This is a genomic window from Salinisphaera dokdonensis CL-ES53 (genome assembly GCF_040361215.1).
Classification (GTDB): domain Bacteria; phylum Pseudomonadota; class Gammaproteobacteria; order Nevskiales; family Salinisphaeraceae; genus Salinisphaera; species Salinisphaera dokdonensis.
Genome location: NZ_APND01000003.1, coordinates 274839 through 293715, shown reverse-complemented (window position 1 = coordinate 293715; position 18877 = coordinate 274839). Strand labels below are relative to the sequence as shown.

Here is an 18877-nt window from a genome sequence, read left to right as displayed (position 1 = left end):
GTACCGTCATGGCCCGAGTTACCGTCGAAGACTGCCTTGAGCATGTAAACAACAAGTTCGAGCTCGCCACGATCGCGGCCAAGCGCGCGCGTCAGCTCGCCCGCGGCGCCAACGCGCGCCTGCCATGGGAAGACGACAAGCCCACGGTCATGGCGCTGCGCGAGATCGCAGCCGGCGAAATCGACATCTCGATTCTCGAAGAGCCGGACCTGCCGCCGCTCACCACCGGCATGGACGCCCCGCAGCCGGCCGAGCCGAGCGAGGAAGAGCTCGAGGCCGAAGGCGAGAAGAAAGCCAAGCCCGCTGCAGACGCCGACGCCGAATAAAGATTTCGGCGCGCCAGCAGGCGCAGCGGAGCATTGAGAAGGGTCGCTGGAGACAGCGGCCTTTTTTTATGCCTGCGATTCGAGTCGCGCCGTATTTACGGCGCAAGTCCTGGCAGTCGTCAGAACGGGCATTTAGCAGTAGTCTTGAGGCATGGAACTGACCAGCGGGATCAACCGCCTACAAACGCGTATCCGGACATCGCGCATCTCGCGTGAATTCGGGATCGATACGCTCGCCGAGCATCTGGAGAGTTATCTGCCGGAGCCGTCGATCGCGCGCGTGCGCGCCGCCTATGAGTTCGGCGAGCACCAGCACCGCGGCCAGTTTCGCAAGACCGGCGAGCCTTATATCTATCACCCGCTCGCGGTCGCGCGAATCCTGGCCGAGATGCGCCTGGACGCGACCACGCTGATCGCCGCGATCCTGCACGACGTGATCGAAGACACCGACGCGGCGCGCGAGGAAGTCTCGAAGCGTTTCGGCAAGGAAGTCGCCTATCTCGTCGATGGCGTCAGCAAGCTCGACAAGGCCCAGTTCCATAGTCGCGAACAGGCCACCGCCGAGAGCTTTCGCAAGCTGATGCTGGCGATGACGCACGATATCCGCGTCATCCTGGTCAAGCTCGCCGACCGGCTGCACAACATGCGCACGCTGGAAGGCATGACCGTTAAGAAACGGGCGGCGATCGCCCGCGAAACGCTCGAGATCTATGCGCCGATCGCGCGTCGCCTGGGCATCAACAGCATGCGCCAGGAGCTCGAGGAGCTCGGCTTTGCCAATATGTATCCGCGCCGCTACGAGGTGCTGCGGCGCGCCAGCCATTCGGTGACCGGCGACCGGCGCAGCCTGCTGCGCGAGATCGAGGAAACGCTATCGCGCGCGCTGGCGGCCGAGGGCATCGGCGCCATGGTCAAGGGCCGGCGCAAGAACCTGTACAGCATCTACCGCAAGATGCGCGAAAAGCATCGGCGTTTCCTCGACGTGTTCGATCTCTATGGCGTGCGTGTGATCGTCGATGCCGTGGACGAGTGCTATCGCGGGCTCGGGATTGTCCATCACCGTTACCGGCCGATCACCGAGCAGTTCAACGATTTCATCGCCAATCCGAAACTCAACGGCTATCAGTCGTTGCACACGACCGTGATGGCGCGCGGCGGGATCAAGTTCGAGGTCCAGATCCGCACCCGCGAGATGGACCAGATCGCCGAATCCGGCATCGCCGCGCACTGGCAGTACAAGCTTGGCGAGAAGGCCGGCAAGCTCGGCAATCTCGACGCCGAGGAGTGGCTCGGTCATCTGGCCGAGATGCACGAAGGCGAACGCGACTCGCTGCGTTTCGTCGACAACCTGCGCATGGACCTGTTTCCCGACGAGGTCTACGTCTTTACGCCCAAGGGCAAGATCATGCGCCTGGCCAAGGGCGCGACCTGCGTGGATTTTGCCTACGCGGTGCACACCGAGCTGGGCGATCGATGCGTGGCCGCACGCATCGAAGGTCATCTCGCGCCGCTCAACAGTCAGCTTCAGTCCGGCCAGACGATCGAAATCATCACCGCCAAGCATGCGCGTCCGAACGCGGCCTGGCTGCATTTTCTCAAGACCGCCAAGGCCCGAACGGGCGTACGCAACTATCTGAAGAACCAGCGCGAAGACAAGGCGCAGCGTTTGGGCGAACGCCTTTTGGACAAGTCGCTCACGGATCTTGGGCTGTCGTTGCGCCGCCTGTCGCGCAGCGATATCGATCGCGGCCTAGCAGAGATGGAGGAGCCGAGCCTGCCGGCGCTCTACGCGGCCATAGGCCTGGGCCGGCGGCTGGCGCCGCTGGTCGCGCGCCATTTCCTGGCCAGCGATGCGCCGGTAGCCAAGGGTCGTCGCGCCAAGCCGCTGGCGGTCGAAGGCACGGAAGGGCTAGTGGTCGAATTCGCCAAATGCTGCCACCCGGTGCCGGGTGACGCGATCCACGGCCAGGCAAGCCTCGGGCGCGGGCTGGTCGTGCATCGCTTCGGCTGTGCCTATTCCACCCGCAAGGGCGCCTCGGCCGATCGCGTCGAACTGACCTGGGCGGACCATGTCACCGGCGATTACGACGTCGAGCTACGGGTGACCGCCAGCAACCAGCGCGGCCTGCTGGCCACGCTCACGGCCAAGTTCGCGGACGCCGATTGCAATATCGAGAACATCACCTTCCCCGAAAGCAGCGGCGCGCTGATCACCATCCGTTTTCTCATCGACGTACGCGACCGCCACCATCTGGCCAATGTGATCCGCCGGCTTCGGCGAATCAATGCCGTGGAGCGGGTCGAGCGCTGCTGATCGGTCTCTATGCAGAATCCGTTTTTGGCGCTCTATTTCAAGGTTCTCCAGGCGGCTGGCGTCGAAAGCTCTGCGGAGAAGTCGCTCGGTGGCGCGCCCGATGTCGACCCCTTGGACTGGGCCTGATTACCGTGCGGCGGTGTCTCGCTACGGCTACTACATCGTGTAGGTGCAGCCTGCGTCCGATCACCGAGGCGCTGCAGACGCCCGCCGGGCGCTAGATCGATATCGATGGGCCCGAGAATGCGACGCTTGCGGAAGTGCGCGCAGTTATGGCCGACGACATCGACGCGTGCTGGGTCTTCTGCATGTAGCTTTGCTATGACCTCGATGAATACCGTCGAGGGCCCGACCCTCGAACGGGATGAGCAGCAATGCCCGTTTCATCGCGTGGTCACGCTATCGGTCCCGGCGCGGGACAGCTGGTAGTTCGGTCGGGTCGATGAGGCGAGCGAAAAGATGCGTTTCGCGGGCTGGGGCGGCGTCGAGGCCCATCGGTCGCAGGGTGGCACCAATCGGGTCCGCTGCGAGACCTATCGACATTCCGCGGATTTTCGCGCCCGCTTCAATGCATTCTCGTACATCCAGCCGGGTTGAGGTCTGCCTGTAATTCAAGCACCGGCTGCCAAGGCCGCGGTGCGCTGTGGGACAATGACGGCCACGATTTCAATCGCGTCAACATCATGGTTCAACCTGTCAGCCACCAGATCATCAACACCAAGGAAGCGCCGGATGCCATCGGCGCGTACTCGCAGGCCGTGCAGGCCGGCGACACGGTGTATATCTCGGGTCAGATCCCGCTCGACCCGGCAACGGGCGATCTCGTCGAGGGCGATATCGAAGCCCAGATCGAGCGCGTGTTCGACAACATCGAAGCCGTTGCGCGGGCCGCGGGCGGCACGCTTTCGCATGTGGTCAAGTTCAATATCTACCTGATCGACATGGACAATTTCGGTGCCGTGAACAAGGTCATGGAGCGTAAGCTCGACAAGCCTTACCCGGCGCGCGCTGCTGTTGGGGTTGCGGCATTGCCGAAAGGCGCGGGCGTGGAGGCCGATGCCATCCTCGCGCTCGGCTAAGGCGGCGCCGCAACCCGCGGCGCGACGTCAGGCGAGCGACTCCTGCCGGCGCCTGGAAGGCGTCGGACCGAAGCTGGCCGATAAGCTCGTCACGCTCGGTATTGAATGCATCGGCGATGTGCTGCTGCATCGACCGCTGCGCTATGAGGACCGCAGCCGGGCCACTCCGGTTGCCGAGATGGTGCCGCATGGCCTGCCGGTGATTGCGGTGGTGCGGGTCGATGCCGCCGAGATTCGCCACGGCCGGCGTCGCAGTCTGCTGGTCACCACGAGCGACGGCGGCGGCCGGCTTTGGCTGCGGTTCTTTCATTTTGCGCCGGCCCAACAGGCGAAGTTCGCGCCGGGCACCTGGTTACGGGTGTTCGGTGAACCGCGTGCGGGGGCCTACGGCATCGAGATCGTGCACCCGGAATATCAGATCGTCGAAGACGAATCGGCCGGTCATGATTTCGTCCCCGAATTGCGCGCGGTCTATCCCGCCACCTCCGGCGTCACCCAGAGCCGGCTGCGCGATATGGCGGCTCAGGCGTTGGCGCTACTCGAGGTGCCCGGATTCTGGCCGGATGCGCTGCCGGCCGATATTGCAGCCGAGCTGTCGACTGGTGGCCCGGTCATGGATGTGGCGGCCGCTTTGCGTACCATTCACCGGCCCGCGCCGGGCGAGGATCTGGGTGCGCTGATCGAAGGCAGCCATCCAGCGGTGACGCGGTTGGCTTTCGAGGAGTTGCTGGGCCACCAGCTGAGCCTGCGTGGTCGCCGCCGGCAGATCAAGACGGAAAAAGCCCCTGCGCTGGGCGATGCGGGCAGCGGTCTGGCCCCGTTGTTTGAACAGCTGGGTTTTGCGCCGACCAACGCCCAGCGGCGCGTGATCGGCGAGATTCTGGCGGATATGGCCACGCGGCATCCGATGCTGCGCCTGATCCAGGGCGATGTCGGCTCGGGCAAGACCGTGGTGGCCGCGGCGGCCGTGCTCACCGCGATCGAAAACGGCTGGCAGGCCGCGTTCATGGCGCCCACCGAACTGCTCGCCGAGCAGCACTACGCCAATCTGTCTGGTTGGCTCGAACCGTTGGGCGTAATGGTGCTGCTGGTGACAGGCCGCCGCCGGCGTGACGACGCGCTGCTGGCGCCTATTCATGACGGCGAACCGGCGGTCGTGGTCGGCACGCACGCGTTGTTTCAGGAATCGCTGGATTTTGGGCGACTCGGCTTGTGTGTGATCGATGAGCAGCATCGTTTCGGCGTCGACCAGCGCCTGGCGCTGCGCAACAAGGCCGCGCGCCACGGCCTGAGCGCGCATCAGTTGATCATGACTGCGACGCCAATCCCGCGCACGCTCGCGATGAGCGCCTACGCCGATCTGGATACGTCGATCATCGACGAACTGCCGCCGGGGCGTACGCCGGTGGTTACCGTTGCCGTGCCCAATACCCGCCGCGATGAAGTGATTGAGCGCATCGGCCGTGCGGTGGTCGATGGTCGGCAGGTCTACTGGGTCTGCACCCTGATCGAGACCAGCCACAAGCTCGAAGCTCAGGCCGCCGAAGCCGCAGCCGAGGCGCTGTCGGTGGCGTTGCCGGGCGTACACGTCACGCTCGCCCACGGCCGCATGAAGCCGGCCGCGAAGCAGAAGGCGATGAATGCCTTCAAGGCCGGCGATATCGACGTGCTGGTGGCCACCACCGTGATCGAGGTCGGTGTGGATGTGCCCAACGCCTCGCTGATGATCATCGAGAACGCGGAACGACTGGGTCTGGCCCAGCTGCATCAGCTGCGCGGCCGGGTGGGGCGCGGCTCGGTTGAGAGCCACTGCGTGCTGCTCTATCAGCCGCCGTTGTCAGAAACCGCGCGCCGGAGGTTGTCCGTGTTGCGCGACACCGGCGACGGCTTTGCCATCGCCCGCGCCGATCTGGAATTGCGCGGCCCCGGCGAGGTGCTCGGGACCCGCCAGACCGGCGCGGCGAGTTTCCGTATCGCCGATCTGGTACGCGACGGCGTCTGGGTCGAGCGGGCGCTGACCGTCGCCGATGATGTGCTTGCCTATCACCCGCGCGAGGCCGAGCTGCTCGTGGAGCGCTGGGCCGGGGGCGGTGGCGGCTACGCGGGCGTCTAGGCGCCGCGACGCAACGTATGATCGATCGCCCCTGTTCCAGGAAATATGCATGAAGCTTCTGGCCCGTATTCGCAATCTCGTCCAGTTCCAGCTCGAGCAGTTCATCCTGCGCGGGCCTTTCTCGCGGCTGATGGTGATCGCTGTGGCCATGGGCCTGATCGCACTCGGCGCCGGGCTGCTTGTCTATAACGCGCCGACCGGCCAGAGCTATGACGATCCCGGTTCTGCGATCTGGTGGGCGTTTCTTCGGCTGACCGACTCCGGCTATCTCGGTGACGACGAAGGCAGCGTGCTGCGCGTGGTCTCGTCGTTGCTCACGGTAGCCGGCGTGGTGCTTTTCGTCGGCGCGCTGATCGCGACCATGACGCAGTGGCTCAACGATACGATCGAGACGCTGGAAGCCGGTTATACGCCGATCGCCAAGAACAACCACGTGCTCATTCTTGGCTGGAATAACCGTACTGCCAGCATGGTCGAAGATCTGGTGCAGTCGGAAGGGCGGGTCGCGCGTTTTCTGAGCCGTCACGGCGGGCGCAGTCTGCATATCGTGATTCTTGCCGAGCGGGTCACGCCAGCACTGGCACAGGAAATCCGCGACAAGCTCGGTCGCAGTTTCAATATGCGACAGGTCACGCTGCGCTCGGGCACGCCGCTGCGCCTGGATCATCTGCGTCGGGTCGATTACCTGCACGCGGCCGTCATCCTGCTGCCCACGCGCGAGTTCGAAGCCGGCAGTTCGCCGGACGAGCTCACGATCAAGACGCTGATGAGCGCCGCGCACGCGGATGACGATACGGAGGCCGCGGATATGCCGTTGGTAGTCGCCGAGATATTCGACGCCGACCGTCTCGAGACCGCACGCCGGGCGTACCCCGGTCCCGCCGAGTTCATCGGTACGCCCCAGATCATCAGCCGTCTGTTGGCCCAGAACACGCGCCACCGCGGCCTGTCGCATGTGTACAACGAGCTGCTCAGCGGCGGTGGTCAGCAGATCTTCGTGCGTGAATGCCCGGAGCTGGTCGGCAAGCGCCTGATCGAGGTCGCGACCTGTTTCGCGGACGCCGTGCTACTGGGCGTGGCCCGCGACGGCACCTTGCTGCCGCTCTATGCGGATAACGATCTGACAGTCGCCGAACAGGACAGGCTGGCTTTCATCGCCCGCGATTTCGAGGACTGCAAGCCGACGCGTGAATCCGACAGCAGTGCGACCGGTCGTACCCACGAATCGCTCGCGGGTGAAACGGATACGCGGCGTCGCCGGGTGCTTGTGCTGGGCTGGAACCAGAAGGTGCCGTCATTGCTGGCCGAATTCGATGCCTATACGCGAGAGCGGGTCGAGGTCGACGTATTCTCGTTGTTGGGCACCGAAGAGCGCGAGACGATGCTGCGCCGAAAGGGCGTGATGCTCGAGCATGCGCGGGTGCGTCACATCGAGGGGGACCTGACCTCGCAGTACGAGATGACCCGTCTCGATGTGTCCGGTTACGACAGCGTGGTGTTGGTGGCCAGCGACTGGCTGGGCTCGGCTGATGCGGCCGACGCGCGCATGCTGCTGGGTTATCTCGTGCTCTCGCAGGTGCTCGAAAGCGCCGAGGTCAAGCCGAGCGTGGTGGTCGAGTCGATGTCCACCGACAACGCCAATCTGTTCGACCAGGCCAACGTCGAGCGGCTGGTATCGCCGGATCTGCAGGCGAGCATGCTCACCCAGGTCGCGCTGCGCCGCGAATTGCACTGGGTCATGGAAGAGTTGTTCAGCGCCGGCGGCGCCGAAATCGAGTTCCGGCATGTGGATCGGCTGGGCTTGGACGGCAAGGCCGAGAGCTTCGAGGCCCTGCGCCATGCGCGCTCGGCACACGGCGAAGTGCTGCTGGGTACGTTGCATCGCCGTGACGAGGCGATGCCGCGGCTGATTCTCAACCCCAAGGACAAGCAGTCGCCCATCGAGCTGATTGCGGGAGACGAACTGGTGGTGCTCGCGATCGCCTAAGACGAACCGGGGCGATTACGCTCGTGCCACGCAGTACAGGTCGACCCGTGCCGCGCCGGCAGCACGCAGTGTACGGGCGACCGCAGTCGCGGTATGGCCGGTGGTGACCACGTCGTCCACGATCGCGATATGGGCGTCGTCGAGCCTGGACGCGGCTTCGAACGCATCGCGCACGTTTGCGGCGCGTTGACTGGCCGGTAGCTGGCTCTGGCGCTGGGTGTCGCGCACGCGTTGCAGGACGCCCGCGCGGATCGGCGCGCCCAGCGCGGGCCCCAACCGTGTCGCGATTCGTTCGGCCTGATTGAATCCGCGTCGTCGATAGCCTGCGGCATGCAGGGGAATCGGGACGAGCGCCTCAGGTGGGTCGATGGTCTGTTCCTTGGATGGGTCGACTATATGCGCCGCGAGCAGATCGCCGAGCAGGCGCGCATGGTTCAGTCGGCCCTGGAACTTGAGCCGCGTGACCAACCAGTCGATCGGCGGCGCGTAATGGAAAGCAGCCACACCGCGGTCAAAGGCGGTACGGCTACGGCAGGCCGGGCAGGTATCACCGGCGCGCTTCGTCGCCAGCGGCAGCGCGCAATGACGGCAGGCAGTAGTCAGCCACGGCAGATCGTGCAGGCACGCGGCGCAGAGTTCGCGATGCAGCGGCGCGGGTGCCGAGCAGAGAAGACAGCGTGGCCCGAACAGGGCTATCTGCGCACTTTTTAACCATCCGTCAAGAATAGACACGTTTTCAGCTTGACAGCCAGTTGGGGCTGGCCAAAGCTTAGCGTTCGAATTCCAAGCCGATATTGCCATGACCGAATCCATCGGTGCCGCGCCGCTTCGCCATGACTGGCGCGCCGAAGAAGTGACTGCTCTCTTCGCGCTGCCGTTTTCCGATCTGATCTTCCGCGCCCAGAGCGCGCACCGCGCGCATTTCGATGCCAACGCGGTGCAGCTGTCCACGTTGATGTCGATCAAGACCGGCGCTTGTCCGGAAGACTGCGCGTACTGCCCACAGAGCGTGCGTTTTGATACCGGCCTCGAGCGCGAAGCGCTGCTGCCGCTGGAGCAGGTGCGCGACGCCGCCCAGCGCGCGCGCTCGGCGGGTGCCACGCGTTTCTGCATGGGCGCGGCCTGGCGCAGCCCAAAGGATCGCGATCTGGAAAAGGTCATCGACATGGTTCAGGCCGTACGCGATGAAGGCCTGGAGACCTGCGTGACGCTGGGCATGCTCAAGGCCCAGCAGGCCAAGAAGCTCAAGGAAGCGGGGCTGGACTACTACAACCACAACCTCGACACCTCGCCGGAGTACTACGAAGACATCATCACCACGCGCACCTATGACGACCGGCTGGATACGCTCGAGCACGTGCGCGATGCGGGTATCAAGGTCTGCTGTGGCGGTATCGTCGGCATGGGCGAGTCGCCGATGGATCGCGCCGAGCTGCTACGCCAGCTGGCGAATCTGCCCGAGCACCCGCAGAGTGTGCCGATCAACAATCTGGTGCAGGTCGAGGGCACGCCGCTGCACGGCGTGGATCCGATCGACCCGCTGGATTTCGTGCGCACGATCGCGGTGGCCAAGATCATGATGCCGGCGTCGTATGTACGCCTGTCGGCCGGTCGCGAGGAGATGTCGGAAGCGGTACAGACGCTGTGCTTCCTGGCCGGCGCGAATTCGATCTTCTATGGCGACCAGCTGCTCACCACCTCCAATCCCGCACACCTCAAGGATCTGGACCTGCTGGCCAAGCTCGGCATGGCGCCCGAGGCCTCGCCCAAGTACAGCGATATCGAGCCGGCGACCGCGCCGAGTCCGGAAGCGGCGCCTCAGGCCGATCGGAACAAGGCCGATCGGAACAAGGCCGATCGGAACAAGGCCGGTCGTAACGCGGCAGCCGCCAGTGCATCGTGACCCGGTCGCTGGCCGCGCATTGTCGCGACCGGCTGGATGCAGTGCGGGCGGCGGATCGATTCCGTCGCCGTCGCGTGATCGAGGGCGCGCATGGGCCGACGATCGTGGCCGACGGCCAGTGCTGCGTGAATTTCTGCAGCAACGACTATCTCGGTCTCGCTGCGGAACCGGCGCTGGCTCGGCGGCTGGCCGATGCATCGAATACGGTCGGCACCGGTAGCGCCGCGTCCCAGCTCGTCACCGGGCATAACGCCGAACACGCCGCACTCGAAGCCGAGCTAGCCGACTGGGTAGGACGCGAACGGGCGTTGGTGTTCGCTACCGGCTATGCCGCCAATGTCGGCGTGATCAGCGCCTTGCTGGGCAAGGGCGATCATGTGGTCTCCGATGCACTCAACCATGCGTCGTTGATCGACGGCGCGCGTCTGTCCGGCGCGGCCAAGCATGTCTATGCGCATGCAGACGCCGCAGATGCCGCCGCACGGCTGGCGGCATGCGACGGCGGCAATCGGCTGCTGGTTACCGACAGCGTGTTCTCCATGGACGGCGATACCGCGCCGCTCGCCGATCTGGCGAACCTCGCGGGCGCGCAGGGCGCCTGGTTTGCGGTTGACGATGCCCACGGCCTCGGTGTGTTCGGGCCAGAAGGTGCCGGACGGGTCGCCGAAGCAGGACTCGGTAGCGACGCGGCGCCGCTGGTGCTCGCCACACTCGGCAAGTCGGTGGGCGCGGCGGGCGCGTTCGTTGCCGGGGATGCCGACGTGATTGAAGCCATTCTTCAGACGGCGCGCTCGCTGATCTTTTCGACTGCACCGCCGCCAGCGCTCGCGGCCGCGGCACGCGAAGGTGTGTCCCAGGCCCGTGCCGGGGATGATCGGCGCCGGCATCTCATGCGTCTGATCGCGCGGTTCCGGCGTGGCGCCGAACAGCTCGGCTTGCCCGTGGCGGCCTCCGATAGCCCGATCCAGCCGCTGGTGCTCGGCGCGGAAAGCGCAGCGCTGGAGGCCAGCGACGGTTTGCTCGCGCGCGGTTATCTGGTCGGCGCGATCCGGCCGCCCACGGTCGCGCCCGGGAGCTCGCGTCTGCGCATCACCCTCACGGCGGGCCATGACGAACAACAGGTTGACGGGCTGCTGGCCGCGCTAGAGGCTGTGTTGATCGATTCGACAGCGTCGGCGGCCATGCCGGCAAAGCGATTGGCATGACACTGCATGTACGCCGCGTCGGCGAACGCGGCCCCGATCTGGTCTTTCTGCACGGCTGGGGGCTGTCCGGCCGTATCTGGGAGCCGCTGGCATCGCGGCTGAAAACGGATTTTCGTTGCCACCTGGTGGATCTGCCTGGGCACGGCGAGAGCGCGCCGGGCGCGGCCGGGCTCAACAACTGGGTCGACGAGGTCGTGGACACGATTGGCAGGCCGGCGATCTATATCGGCTGGTCGCTCGGCGGGCTCGTGGCGCTCGGTGCGGCGCGGCGGCACCCGGAACAGGTCCAGGGCATGGTACTGGTGGCGATGCTGGCGCGGTTCATCCGCGAGTCGGGCAACGACTACGGTATGAAGGCGAATGCGATCGAGGCGACGCGGGCAGGACTGGCGCGTGACTTCTCGACCACGCTGAGCGAGTTTCTCATGCAGCAGGTGCTCGGCGAGCCGGGTGCGGCCAAGGCGGTACGCAGCCTGCGTAACGACCTGATCGACCAGCCGCCGGCGCTGGACGGCCTGGAGCGTGGCCTGGATATCCTGTTCGAGGCGGATTTTCGGGAGCATCTGGGCGCTATCAACAAGCCGTGTCTGGCGGTTGCCGGCGCGCGCGACCGGATTGCCCATCCGGACGGCATGGCTGCGATGGCCGAGCAGATGCCGCAGGGCGACTTCTGGGGCATCGAGCGCGCGGCCCACGCGCCGTTCATCTCGCATGAGCGACCGTTTGCCGAGCGTCTTCGGGCATTTGTCGCCGACGTGGCGCCGATTGAGCGCGATTCGTGACTGCGCGGACCTTGTTTGTCACCGGCACCGATACAGGCATCGGCAAGACCCGTGTCGCGGTCGCCTTGCTGCATGGCCTGCGCGCGGCGGGTTATAGCGCGGTTGGCTACAAACCGGTTGCCAGCGGTTGCGAATCCACGTCGGACGGGCTGCGCAACGACGATGCGTTGGCCTTGTGGGGCGCGAGTACGTCCGGCTGGGATTACGACGCCATCAACCCGATTGCGCTGACCGACCCGATCGCACCGCATATTGCGGCGGCCGACGCGGGGGTGACTATCGATACCGACCTGCTGGATGCGGGCCACGCTCGCCTCGCCGCGGCCAGCGACTGGGTCGTGGTTGAAGGCGCTGGCGGCTGGCATGTGCCGCTTACCGACAGTACCGACTTCGCCGATTGGGCGAGCAGCCACGACTGGCCGACGCTGCTGGTGGTGGGCATGCGCTTGGGTTGTGTGAACCATGCGGTACTCAGCGCCCGCGCGATCGCGGCGCGAACGCCGCTGGTGGGATGGGTGGCGAACACGCTGCCACCGGTACAGCCGCGCCTCGAAGACAACGTGTCCTGCCTGGAACGCATGATTGCCGAGCCGTTGTGCGCGCGTGTGGCCTGCGACGCGCCGCTCGATTTGGCATTGAATCCCGAGCCATGGCTGGCGCGTATAAGCGGTCGTGAATGAGGCCTTAACTGTTTGCCAGCGCAATAGTGCTTCGCATAAACTCTCGGCCGGAGGACATGGCGGGATGTCGAGCCGACTGGAAACCACCGAACACATGCGCCGACTGGTCATCGCCCCGAACGGGTCGCTAACAGTCGCGCAGGCACAGTGGTTCTTCCTCGGCATGTGTGCCGTGTCGTTTGGGATCGCGGGGTTCATGACCGTTTTCGGGCTCTGGCTCATCTGGCCTTTTGCAGGGCTGGAGATGGCTGCGCTCGGGACGGGCCTTTTCTTGAGCATGCGCGATAACGGTTACCGCGAAGTCATATCGGTTTACGAGGATCGAATCGAGGTCGAAGCCGGTCTCGACGAGCCGCAGAGACGGTGGGAGTTTCCGCGCCTTCTGACCCAGGTACGCCTGAGTCCGGGCGTATACCGGAACAGTCCATCGCGCCTGCTGTTGACTCGCCACGGCCGCGGCTGTGAGTTGGGTCGCTGCCTGACCGAGGACGAGCGTGCCGAGGTTGCCGAGCGCCTTAAGGCGTGGGTAACCGCGCCGGAGCTGTCGTGATGCCGTGCACGCAGGCCGGCAACGTGTTTTATAGAGAGTGACTATGAATAAAATCAGCATTCTGTCTCGATCGGGCCTGGTGGCGCTGGGAGCACTGTTCGTGTCGCCCGCCTACGCCGACTGGACGCTCAACATGAACGAGGGCGTCACCGATCTGACGAGTGAAGTCTTCGGCCTTCACATGCTGATTTTCTGGATCTGCGTGGTTATCGGCATCGGCGTCTTCGGCGCGATGCTCTATTCGGTGATCGTGCACCGCAAATCGCGTGGCTTCGAGGCCTCGCACTTCCACGAATCCACGGTGGTCGAGATCGCCTGGACGATCGTGCCTTTCATCATCCTCATCGCAGTCGCCATCCCGGCTGCCGGCACGCTGCTTCAGATCGAGGATTCCAGCGACCCGGACATGACCATCCGCGTCACGGGGCATCAGTGGCTCTGGGAATACGATTACGTCGATCAAGGCGTGCATTTCTTCAGCCGCCTCGACCGCGAAAGCGACAAGGCACGCCAGAAGAATTCAGGTGTCGACCCGAACTCGGTCGAGCATTACCTGCGCAACGTCGACAAGGCGATGGTCGTGCCGGTGGACAAGAAGGTCCGCCTGTTGCTGAGTTCCGGCGACGTCATCCACTCGTGGTGGGTGCCGGATCTGGGCGGCAAGAAAGACGCAATCCCGGGCTACATCAACGACATGTGGTTCAAGGCCAACGAGACCGGCACCTATCGCGGCCAATGTGCAGAGCTGTGCGGTCGTGGTCATGCCTTCATGCCGATCGTGGTTAAGGTGGTTTCGCAAGACGAATACGACCAGTGGGTTTCGGAGCAGGGCGGCAACGCAGGCGGCGATTCGGAGTTGGCCCAGGGCCAGCCGAGCACCGATGCCGCCAATGCCCAGGCGCAGACCGAAGCCGACAGCAGCCCGACCGAAGGCAATGCCACGGAAGGGCGCGAGGAAGACGGTAGCGAAGTCGAGCCCGAGCAGACCGACGAAACGCTGGTCGGCGAAGGCGAGCAGGACGACCAGGGCGGCGCCCCGGAAGACCAGCAGGAAACCGACGCCGAGCAGGCATCCTCCGACCGCGGTTCCCCCAAGGTCGATGACGAATCCGTCGAGCCCGATTCCGAGGACGGCGAAAACACGTCCGAGGGCAACACGAACGGCGAGCAGGCATCTGGCGACGACCAGGCGGCCGCAGATAGCGAGAGCGCTGGCGGTGAGGGCGAGATGTCCAAGGACGAGCTCATGAGTCAGGGCGAGCAGGTCTACGGCAACCTTTGCGCCGCCTGCCACCAGCCGGACGGCAGCGGCATGCCGGCCGCAGGCTTCCCGGCGATGAAGGGCAGTGCCGTCGTCACCGGCGATGTCGCCGCCCATATTTCCCAGATCCTCGAAGGCAAGGGCGCCATGCCGCCCTACAAGGGGACACTGGACGACAAGCAGATTGCCGCCGTGGTCACGTACGAACGCAACGCGTTCGGTAACGAAACCGGCGACGTGGTACAGCCTTCCCAGGTTGCCGAGCAGCGATAAGTAGGCCGCCTCACCGGCGCCCCAGGAGTTTGTGATGAGCACTGTCAATCCGACCCGCACCCACGACCATCACGGTCATGACGATCACCACCACGGGCCGGTGACGCTGGCCGATGGCGTATGGCCGTGGATGAAGCGCTGGATCGGCACCACGAACCATAAGGATCTGGGCACGCTGTACCTGATCTTTTCGCTGACCATGCTGTTCATCGGCGGCGTGATGTCGTTGGTGATCCGTGCCGAGCTGTTCGCGCCGGGCATCCAGTTTGTCGATCCCGGCTTCTATAACGAGATGATCACGCTGCATGCGCTGGTGATGATCTTTGGCGGCGTCATGCCGGCGTTCGTGGGTCTTGCGAACTGGATGGTGCCGATGATGATCGGTTGTTCCGATCTGGCGCTGCCGCGCGTGAACAACTGGGGTTTCTGGATCCTGCCGTTCGCGTTCTCCATGCTGCTGGGCACGCTGTTCGTTTCCGGTGGTGCGCCGGCCTCGGGCTGGACCATGTATCCGCCGCTGGTCATGCAGACCGGTAACGCGCTGCCTCTGATGGTGTTCGCCATCCATCTGGCCGGCATTTCGTCGATCACGGGCGCGATCAACATCGTGGTCACGATCCTGAACATGCGTGCCCCGGACATGCCGCTGCTCAAGATGCCGCTGTTCGTCTGGACCTGGCTGATTACGGCCTACCTGCTGATCGCGGTCATGCCCGTGCTTGCCGGTGCGGTGACCATGCTGCTGACGGACCATTTCTTCGGCACGACCTTCTTTGATGCCGCCGGCGGTGGTGACCCGGTTCTGTTCCAGCATATCTTCTGGTTCTTCGGGCATCCGGAGGTCTACATCATGATTCTGCCGGCCTTCGGCATCGTGTCGACCATCATCCCGACGTTCGCGCGCAAGGCGCTGTTCGGGCATGACTCGATGGTTTACGCCGTGGCCTCGATCGCGTTCCTCAGCTTCATCGTGTGGGCGCATCACATGTTTACCGTGGGCATGCCGGTCTCGGCCGAGCTGTTCTTCATGTTCGCGACCATGCTCATCGCCGTGCCGACAGGCGTGAAGGTGTTCAACTGGGTTGCGACCATGTGGCGTGGCTCGATGACCTTCGAGACGCCCATGCTGTTCGCGCTCGGTTTCGTGGTGCTGTTCACCATCGGTGGCTTTTCGGGCCTGATGCTGGCGCTGACCCCGGTCGACTTCCAGTATCACGATTCCTACTTCGTGGTCGCGCACTTCCACTACGTGCTGGTGCCGGGCGCGATCTTCTCGATCATCGCAGCGATCTACTACTGGATTCCGAAGTGGACCGGCGTGATGTACAACGAGAAGCTTGGCCAGTTCCACTTCTGGTGGAGCGCGGTCTGGATCAACGTACTGTTCTTCCCGCAGCACTTCCTGGGGCTGGCCGGCATGCCGCGTCGTATCCCGGATTACGCGGTGCAGTTCACCGACTTCAACATGATCTCGTCGCTGGGCGCACTGCTGTTCTTCCTCGGGCAGTTCGTATTCATCTACAACATGATCATGTGCATGCGCGGCGCCGGGAAGAAGGCGACCGGACGTGTATGGGAAGGCGCACGAGGTCTGGAATGGACGGTGGCATCGCCCGCGCCGTACCACACCTTCGAGCAGCCGCCGAAGATCGACCCGCGTGAACTGGCGTAAGCTGGAGCGTACTTTCAGATGTCGCCGAAACGAAAGAACGCGCTGCTGGCGCTCGCCCTCGCGGGTATAGCGGTCGGCGTCTACGTCGCCTTCTTCTTCGAGATGGCGGCCAGGTAGTCAGGCCGGTAGTCGCCACGTCCCGAGGCGTGGCGGTCGATACCGAATGGGACAGATACAGGGGCGTGCGATACGCCCGGTTCGCCGGACCACCCGCAATAGCGGGCGTGAAGCAGCGAAAGTAAAAGCAAGGAACGAGTGTTATGGCCACGCATACCAGCGAACACCACAAGTATTACGTACCGGAACCGTCGCCGTGGCCGTTCATGCTCACGGTTGCACTGTTCCTGACGCTGGGCGGCGGCGCCTTCTGGCTCAATGGCGATACGACCATTTCGCCGTATCTGTCGGCGCTAGGGCTGGCCATGGTGCTGGTGATGGTGTTCATCTGGTTCCGTGACGTCGTGCACGAGAACCGGGGTGGTGTGTACGGCCCGCAGGAGGACATGACCTACCGCTGGGCGATGAGCTGGTTCATCTTCTCGGAAATCATGTTCTTTGCCGCCTTCTTCGGCGCGCTGTTCTATACCCGCATGATCGCCATGCCCTGGCTGAACGGCGAGGGCGAGAAGTTCTTCACCAACGTCTATCTGTGGCCGCAGTACGAGGGCGCCTGGCCAACCAACGGCCCGGGCAATATCGGCGGCGACTTCGAAACGGTCAACGCCTGGCATCTGCCGCTGATCAATACGCTCTTGTTGCTGACGTCATCCGTGACGATCACCTGGGCCCATTGGGGCCTGAAGGAAGACAACCGCTGGAAGCTCTGTCTCAGTCTCGCCGCCACCGCGACGCTGGGTGTGATCTTCCTGTATTACCAGGTCGAGGAGTACATCGAGGCCTACCAGCATCTGGGCCTGACGCTTGGCTCGGGTATCTACGGCTCGACCTTCTTCATGCTTACCGGCTTCCACGGCATGCATGTGACGCTCGGCACGCTGATGCTGATCATCATCCTGCTGCGCTGCCTGAAGGGTCACTTCAGTTCACATGATCACTTCGGTTTCGAAGCCGTCGCCTGGTACTGGCATTTCGTGGACGTGGTCTGGCTCGGCCTGTTCATCTTCGTCTACATTCTTTGACGCCGATGGCCGGGCGCAGGCCCGGCCTTGTCGCCTGAGTCGCGGCCTTTGCAGTCCGCCGTACTACTGGCCGAGATTGTGCGGCTGCACGATACCGGTGAGATAGCCGATCACCAGCAGGGCGATCAACAGTAGCGACAGGCTGATTCGCCAGGTCAATGCCTGCACCGTGCGTCGCGTGTCGCCGGTATCGCGTACGAGAAATACCAGCCCCGCCCCGAGGGCCGCGACAATGGCGATCAGAAACACGACGATGAAAATCTTTACCATATGCGCATAGGGCGCTATCGCTTCGCGCCCCCTTTGTGGGGTGTATTGGTGCTGCTCGTAAGTCTCGGCCTGCTGGCCACTCTTGGCGTGTGGCAGGTCGAGCGGGGCGAGAGCAAGCAGGAGATGCTAGCGCAGCGCCAGGCGGCGAGCAAAAGCGATCCTGTCGACTTCTCTGCGGCTCTGGCCAACCGTGATGGTGCGGCGCCAGCCTATGGTCATCGTTACACGGTGAGCGGACGCATGGATGCGGCGCAGCAGATTCTTTTCGATAATCAGGTCCACGACGAGCGCATCGGTTATCGCGTATGGACGCCGGTGGTGCTGTCAGACGGTCGACGAGTGCTCGTCGACCGCGGATGGGTGCCGCTGGGGCCGAAAGGTCGTGCCGAGCCGCCGAACCCGGCCGCGCCCGATACTCAGGTCACCATGACGGGACTGTGGCGGGACTTGCCTGAGCCGGGCATGCGCCTGGGTGATAGTGCGGCGTGCCAGGTCAGCGGCTGGCCGCGGGTGCTGAACTATCCGGCGGTCGAGCAGTTGGATTGTCAATACACCGGGGCGGTAGTGGACGGATTGCTTTTGCTCGACCCGTCCGACACGCGCGGTTTCGTTCGCGACTGGAACCGCCAACTCGTTCGCATGCCGCCCGTCCGGCATTACGGCTATGCATTGCAGTGGTTTGCCATGGCGGCGGCAGTCGCCGTGATTTTTATCGTCATCAACATCAGGCGAATTCGATGAAGACACAGACCCGCGCCCGCCTAAAGCTGCTGGGTGTGTTCATGATTTTCGTGGGGCCGCTCGCGCTGGCCTATCTGCTCTACTACGGGCTGTCCTATGGTGCGGCCGGCACGAACGGCGGCGAACTCGTCGATCCGGCGATGCGTCTGCCCGACGTGGTCCTTACCAGCGCCGACGGCGAGACCCGCCAGAGCGGCGCATTGTTTGAGCAGAAATGGACGATTCTCCAGGTGGCGCCGCGGGGCTGCGGCGAGGCCTGTATCGAGAGTCTGGAAAAGACCCGCCAGATCCGTGCGTTACTACATCGGCGTGCCGCGCGCGTACAGCGCGTGCTGGTGACCGATATCGAGCAGTCGCATCCCGAGATCGAACGCCAGCCGGACCTCACGGCTTTTCGTGCACCGCTTGCCGAGCTCACGAGCGCTTTCGAAAGCCAAGATGCGCTCGTGCCGGGCACGATCTATCTGATCGATCCGTTGGGTAACTGGATGCTCTATTATCCGCCCGGCGGCGATGGCGGGGCGCTGTTCAAGGACATCAAGCACCTGCTCAAGCTCTCGCATATAGGCTAGTCGAGGTTTT

Annotated in this window: 17 protein-coding genes; 15 read left to right on the top strand and 2 right to left on the bottom strand. The window is 64.2% G+C overall.

The window, feature by feature from the left end:
• Positions 1 to 8: 8 nt before the first annotated feature.
• From rpoZ to SADO_RS10875, 5 genes are all read left to right on the top strand, one after another.
• A complete protein-coding gene (rpoZ, locus tag SADO_RS10895) occupies positions 9 to 326 on the top strand; it encodes a DNA-directed RNA polymerase subunit omega (RefSeq protein ID WP_353111235.1) in 318 nt (105 codons plus the stop codon).
• Between the two features lie 151 nt (positions 327 to 477).
• Positions 478 to 2640, top strand: coding sequence for a RelA/SpoT family protein (locus SADO_RS10890; protein ID WP_353111233.1), 2163 nt, complete (start codon positions 478 to 480; stop codon positions 2638 to 2640).
• Positions 2641 to 3323: 683 nt separating this feature from the next.
• Positions 3324 to 3719: a RidA family protein gene (locus tag SADO_RS10885; RefSeq protein WP_353111231.1), complete on the top strand. Its 396-nt coding sequence runs from the start codon at positions 3324 to 3326 to the stop codon at positions 3717 to 3719.
• On the top strand, positions 3697 to 5832 hold the full coding sequence (gene recG / locus SADO_RS10880; protein ID WP_353111229.1) for an ATP-dependent DNA helicase RecG: 2136 nt from the start codon (positions 3697 to 3699) through the stop codon (positions 5830 to 5832). The genes SADO_RS10885 and recG overlap by 23 nt, the downstream gene beginning before the upstream one ends.
• 49 nt (positions 5833 to 5881) lie before the next feature.
• Positions 5882 to 7819: a CASTOR/POLLUX-related putative ion channel gene (locus SADO_RS10875; protein WP_353111227.1), complete on the top strand. Its 1938-nt coding sequence runs from the start codon at positions 5882 to 5884 to the stop codon at positions 7817 to 7819.
• A gap of 15 nt (positions 7820 to 7834) precedes the next feature.
• Here SADO_RS10875 and SADO_RS10870 read toward each other — a convergent pair whose 3' ends face one another.
• Positions 7835 to 8551, bottom strand: coding sequence for a double zinc ribbon domain-containing protein (locus tag SADO_RS10870; RefSeq protein ID WP_353111225.1), 717 nt, complete (start codon positions 8549 to 8551; stop codon positions 7835 to 7837).
• 67 nt (positions 8552 to 8618) lie between these two features.
• On the opposite strand from SADO_RS10870, the gene bioB reads away from it, so the two are divergent.
• The 8 genes from bioB to SADO_RS10830 all read left to right on the top strand — a co-directional run bounded on the left by bioB (position 8619) and on the right by SADO_RS10830 (position 17284).
• A complete protein-coding gene (gene bioB / locus SADO_RS10865; RefSeq protein WP_353111224.1) occupies positions 8619 to 9722 on the top strand; it encodes a biotin synthase BioB in 1104 nt (367 codons plus the stop codon).
• The gene (gene bioF / locus SADO_RS10860) at positions 9719 to 10927 is read left to right on the top strand and encodes an 8-amino-7-oxononanoate synthase (protein WP_353111223.1); all 1209 of its coding nucleotides are present in this window, start codon (positions 9719 to 9721) and stop codon (positions 10925 to 10927) included. The genes bioB and bioF overlap by 4 nt, the downstream gene beginning before the upstream one ends.
• Entirely contained in the window at positions 10924 to 11709 is a 786-nt protein-coding gene (locus SADO_RS10855) for an alpha/beta fold hydrolase (protein ID WP_353111222.1), read from the top strand. Before bioF ends, SADO_RS10855 begins: the two co-directional genes overlap by 4 nt.
• Positions 11706 to 12389, top strand: a complete 684-nt coding sequence (bioD, locus tag SADO_RS10850; protein ID WP_353111221.1) for a dethiobiotin synthase — start codon at positions 11706 to 11708, stop codon at positions 12387 to 12389. The genes SADO_RS10855 and bioD overlap by 4 nt, the downstream gene beginning before the upstream one ends.
• A gap of 64 nt (positions 12390 to 12453) precedes the next feature.
• The gene (locus SADO_RS10845; protein WP_353111220.1) at positions 12454 to 12939 is read left to right on the top strand and encodes a DUF2244 domain-containing protein; all 486 of its coding nucleotides are present in this window, start codon (positions 12454 to 12456) and stop codon (positions 12937 to 12939) included.
• Positions 12940 to 12982: 43 nt separating this feature from the next.
• The gene (gene coxB / locus SADO_RS10840) at positions 12983 to 14473 is read left to right on the top strand and encodes a cytochrome c oxidase subunit II (protein ID WP_353111219.1); all 1491 of its coding nucleotides are present in this window, start codon (positions 12983 to 12985) and stop codon (positions 14471 to 14473) included.
• 34 nt (positions 14474 to 14507) lie between these two features.
• A complete protein-coding gene (gene ctaD / locus SADO_RS10835; RefSeq protein WP_434547901.1) occupies positions 14508 to 16145 on the top strand; it encodes a cytochrome c oxidase subunit I in 1638 nt (545 codons plus the stop codon).
• A gap of 260 nt (positions 16146 to 16405) precedes the next feature.
• Positions 16406 to 17284, top strand: a complete 879-nt coding sequence (locus SADO_RS10830; RefSeq protein WP_353111218.1) for a cytochrome c oxidase subunit 3 — start codon at positions 16406 to 16408, stop codon at positions 17282 to 17284.
• A 63-nt stretch (positions 17285 to 17347) separates the two neighbouring features.
• On the opposite strand, the gene SADO_RS10825 is transcribed toward SADO_RS10830, so the two are convergent.
• Positions 17348 to 17554 (bottom strand): twin transmembrane helix small protein, encoded by a 207-nt coding sequence (locus SADO_RS10825; protein ID WP_353111217.1) that lies wholly within the window; start codon positions 17552 to 17554, stop codon positions 17348 to 17350.
• Positions 17555 to 17602: 48 nt separating this feature from the next.
• Between SADO_RS10825 and SADO_RS10820 the strand changes: the two genes are divergently transcribed.
• A complete protein-coding gene (locus SADO_RS10820; protein ID WP_353111815.1) occupies positions 17603 to 18295 on the top strand; it encodes an SURF1 family protein in 693 nt (230 codons plus the stop codon).
• Positions 18292 to 18867, top strand: coding sequence for an SCO family protein (locus tag SADO_RS10815; RefSeq protein WP_353111216.1), 576 nt, complete (start codon positions 18292 to 18294; stop codon positions 18865 to 18867). The genes SADO_RS10820 and SADO_RS10815 overlap by 4 nt, the downstream gene beginning before the upstream one ends.
• Positions 18868 to 18877 lie beyond the last annotated feature (10 nt).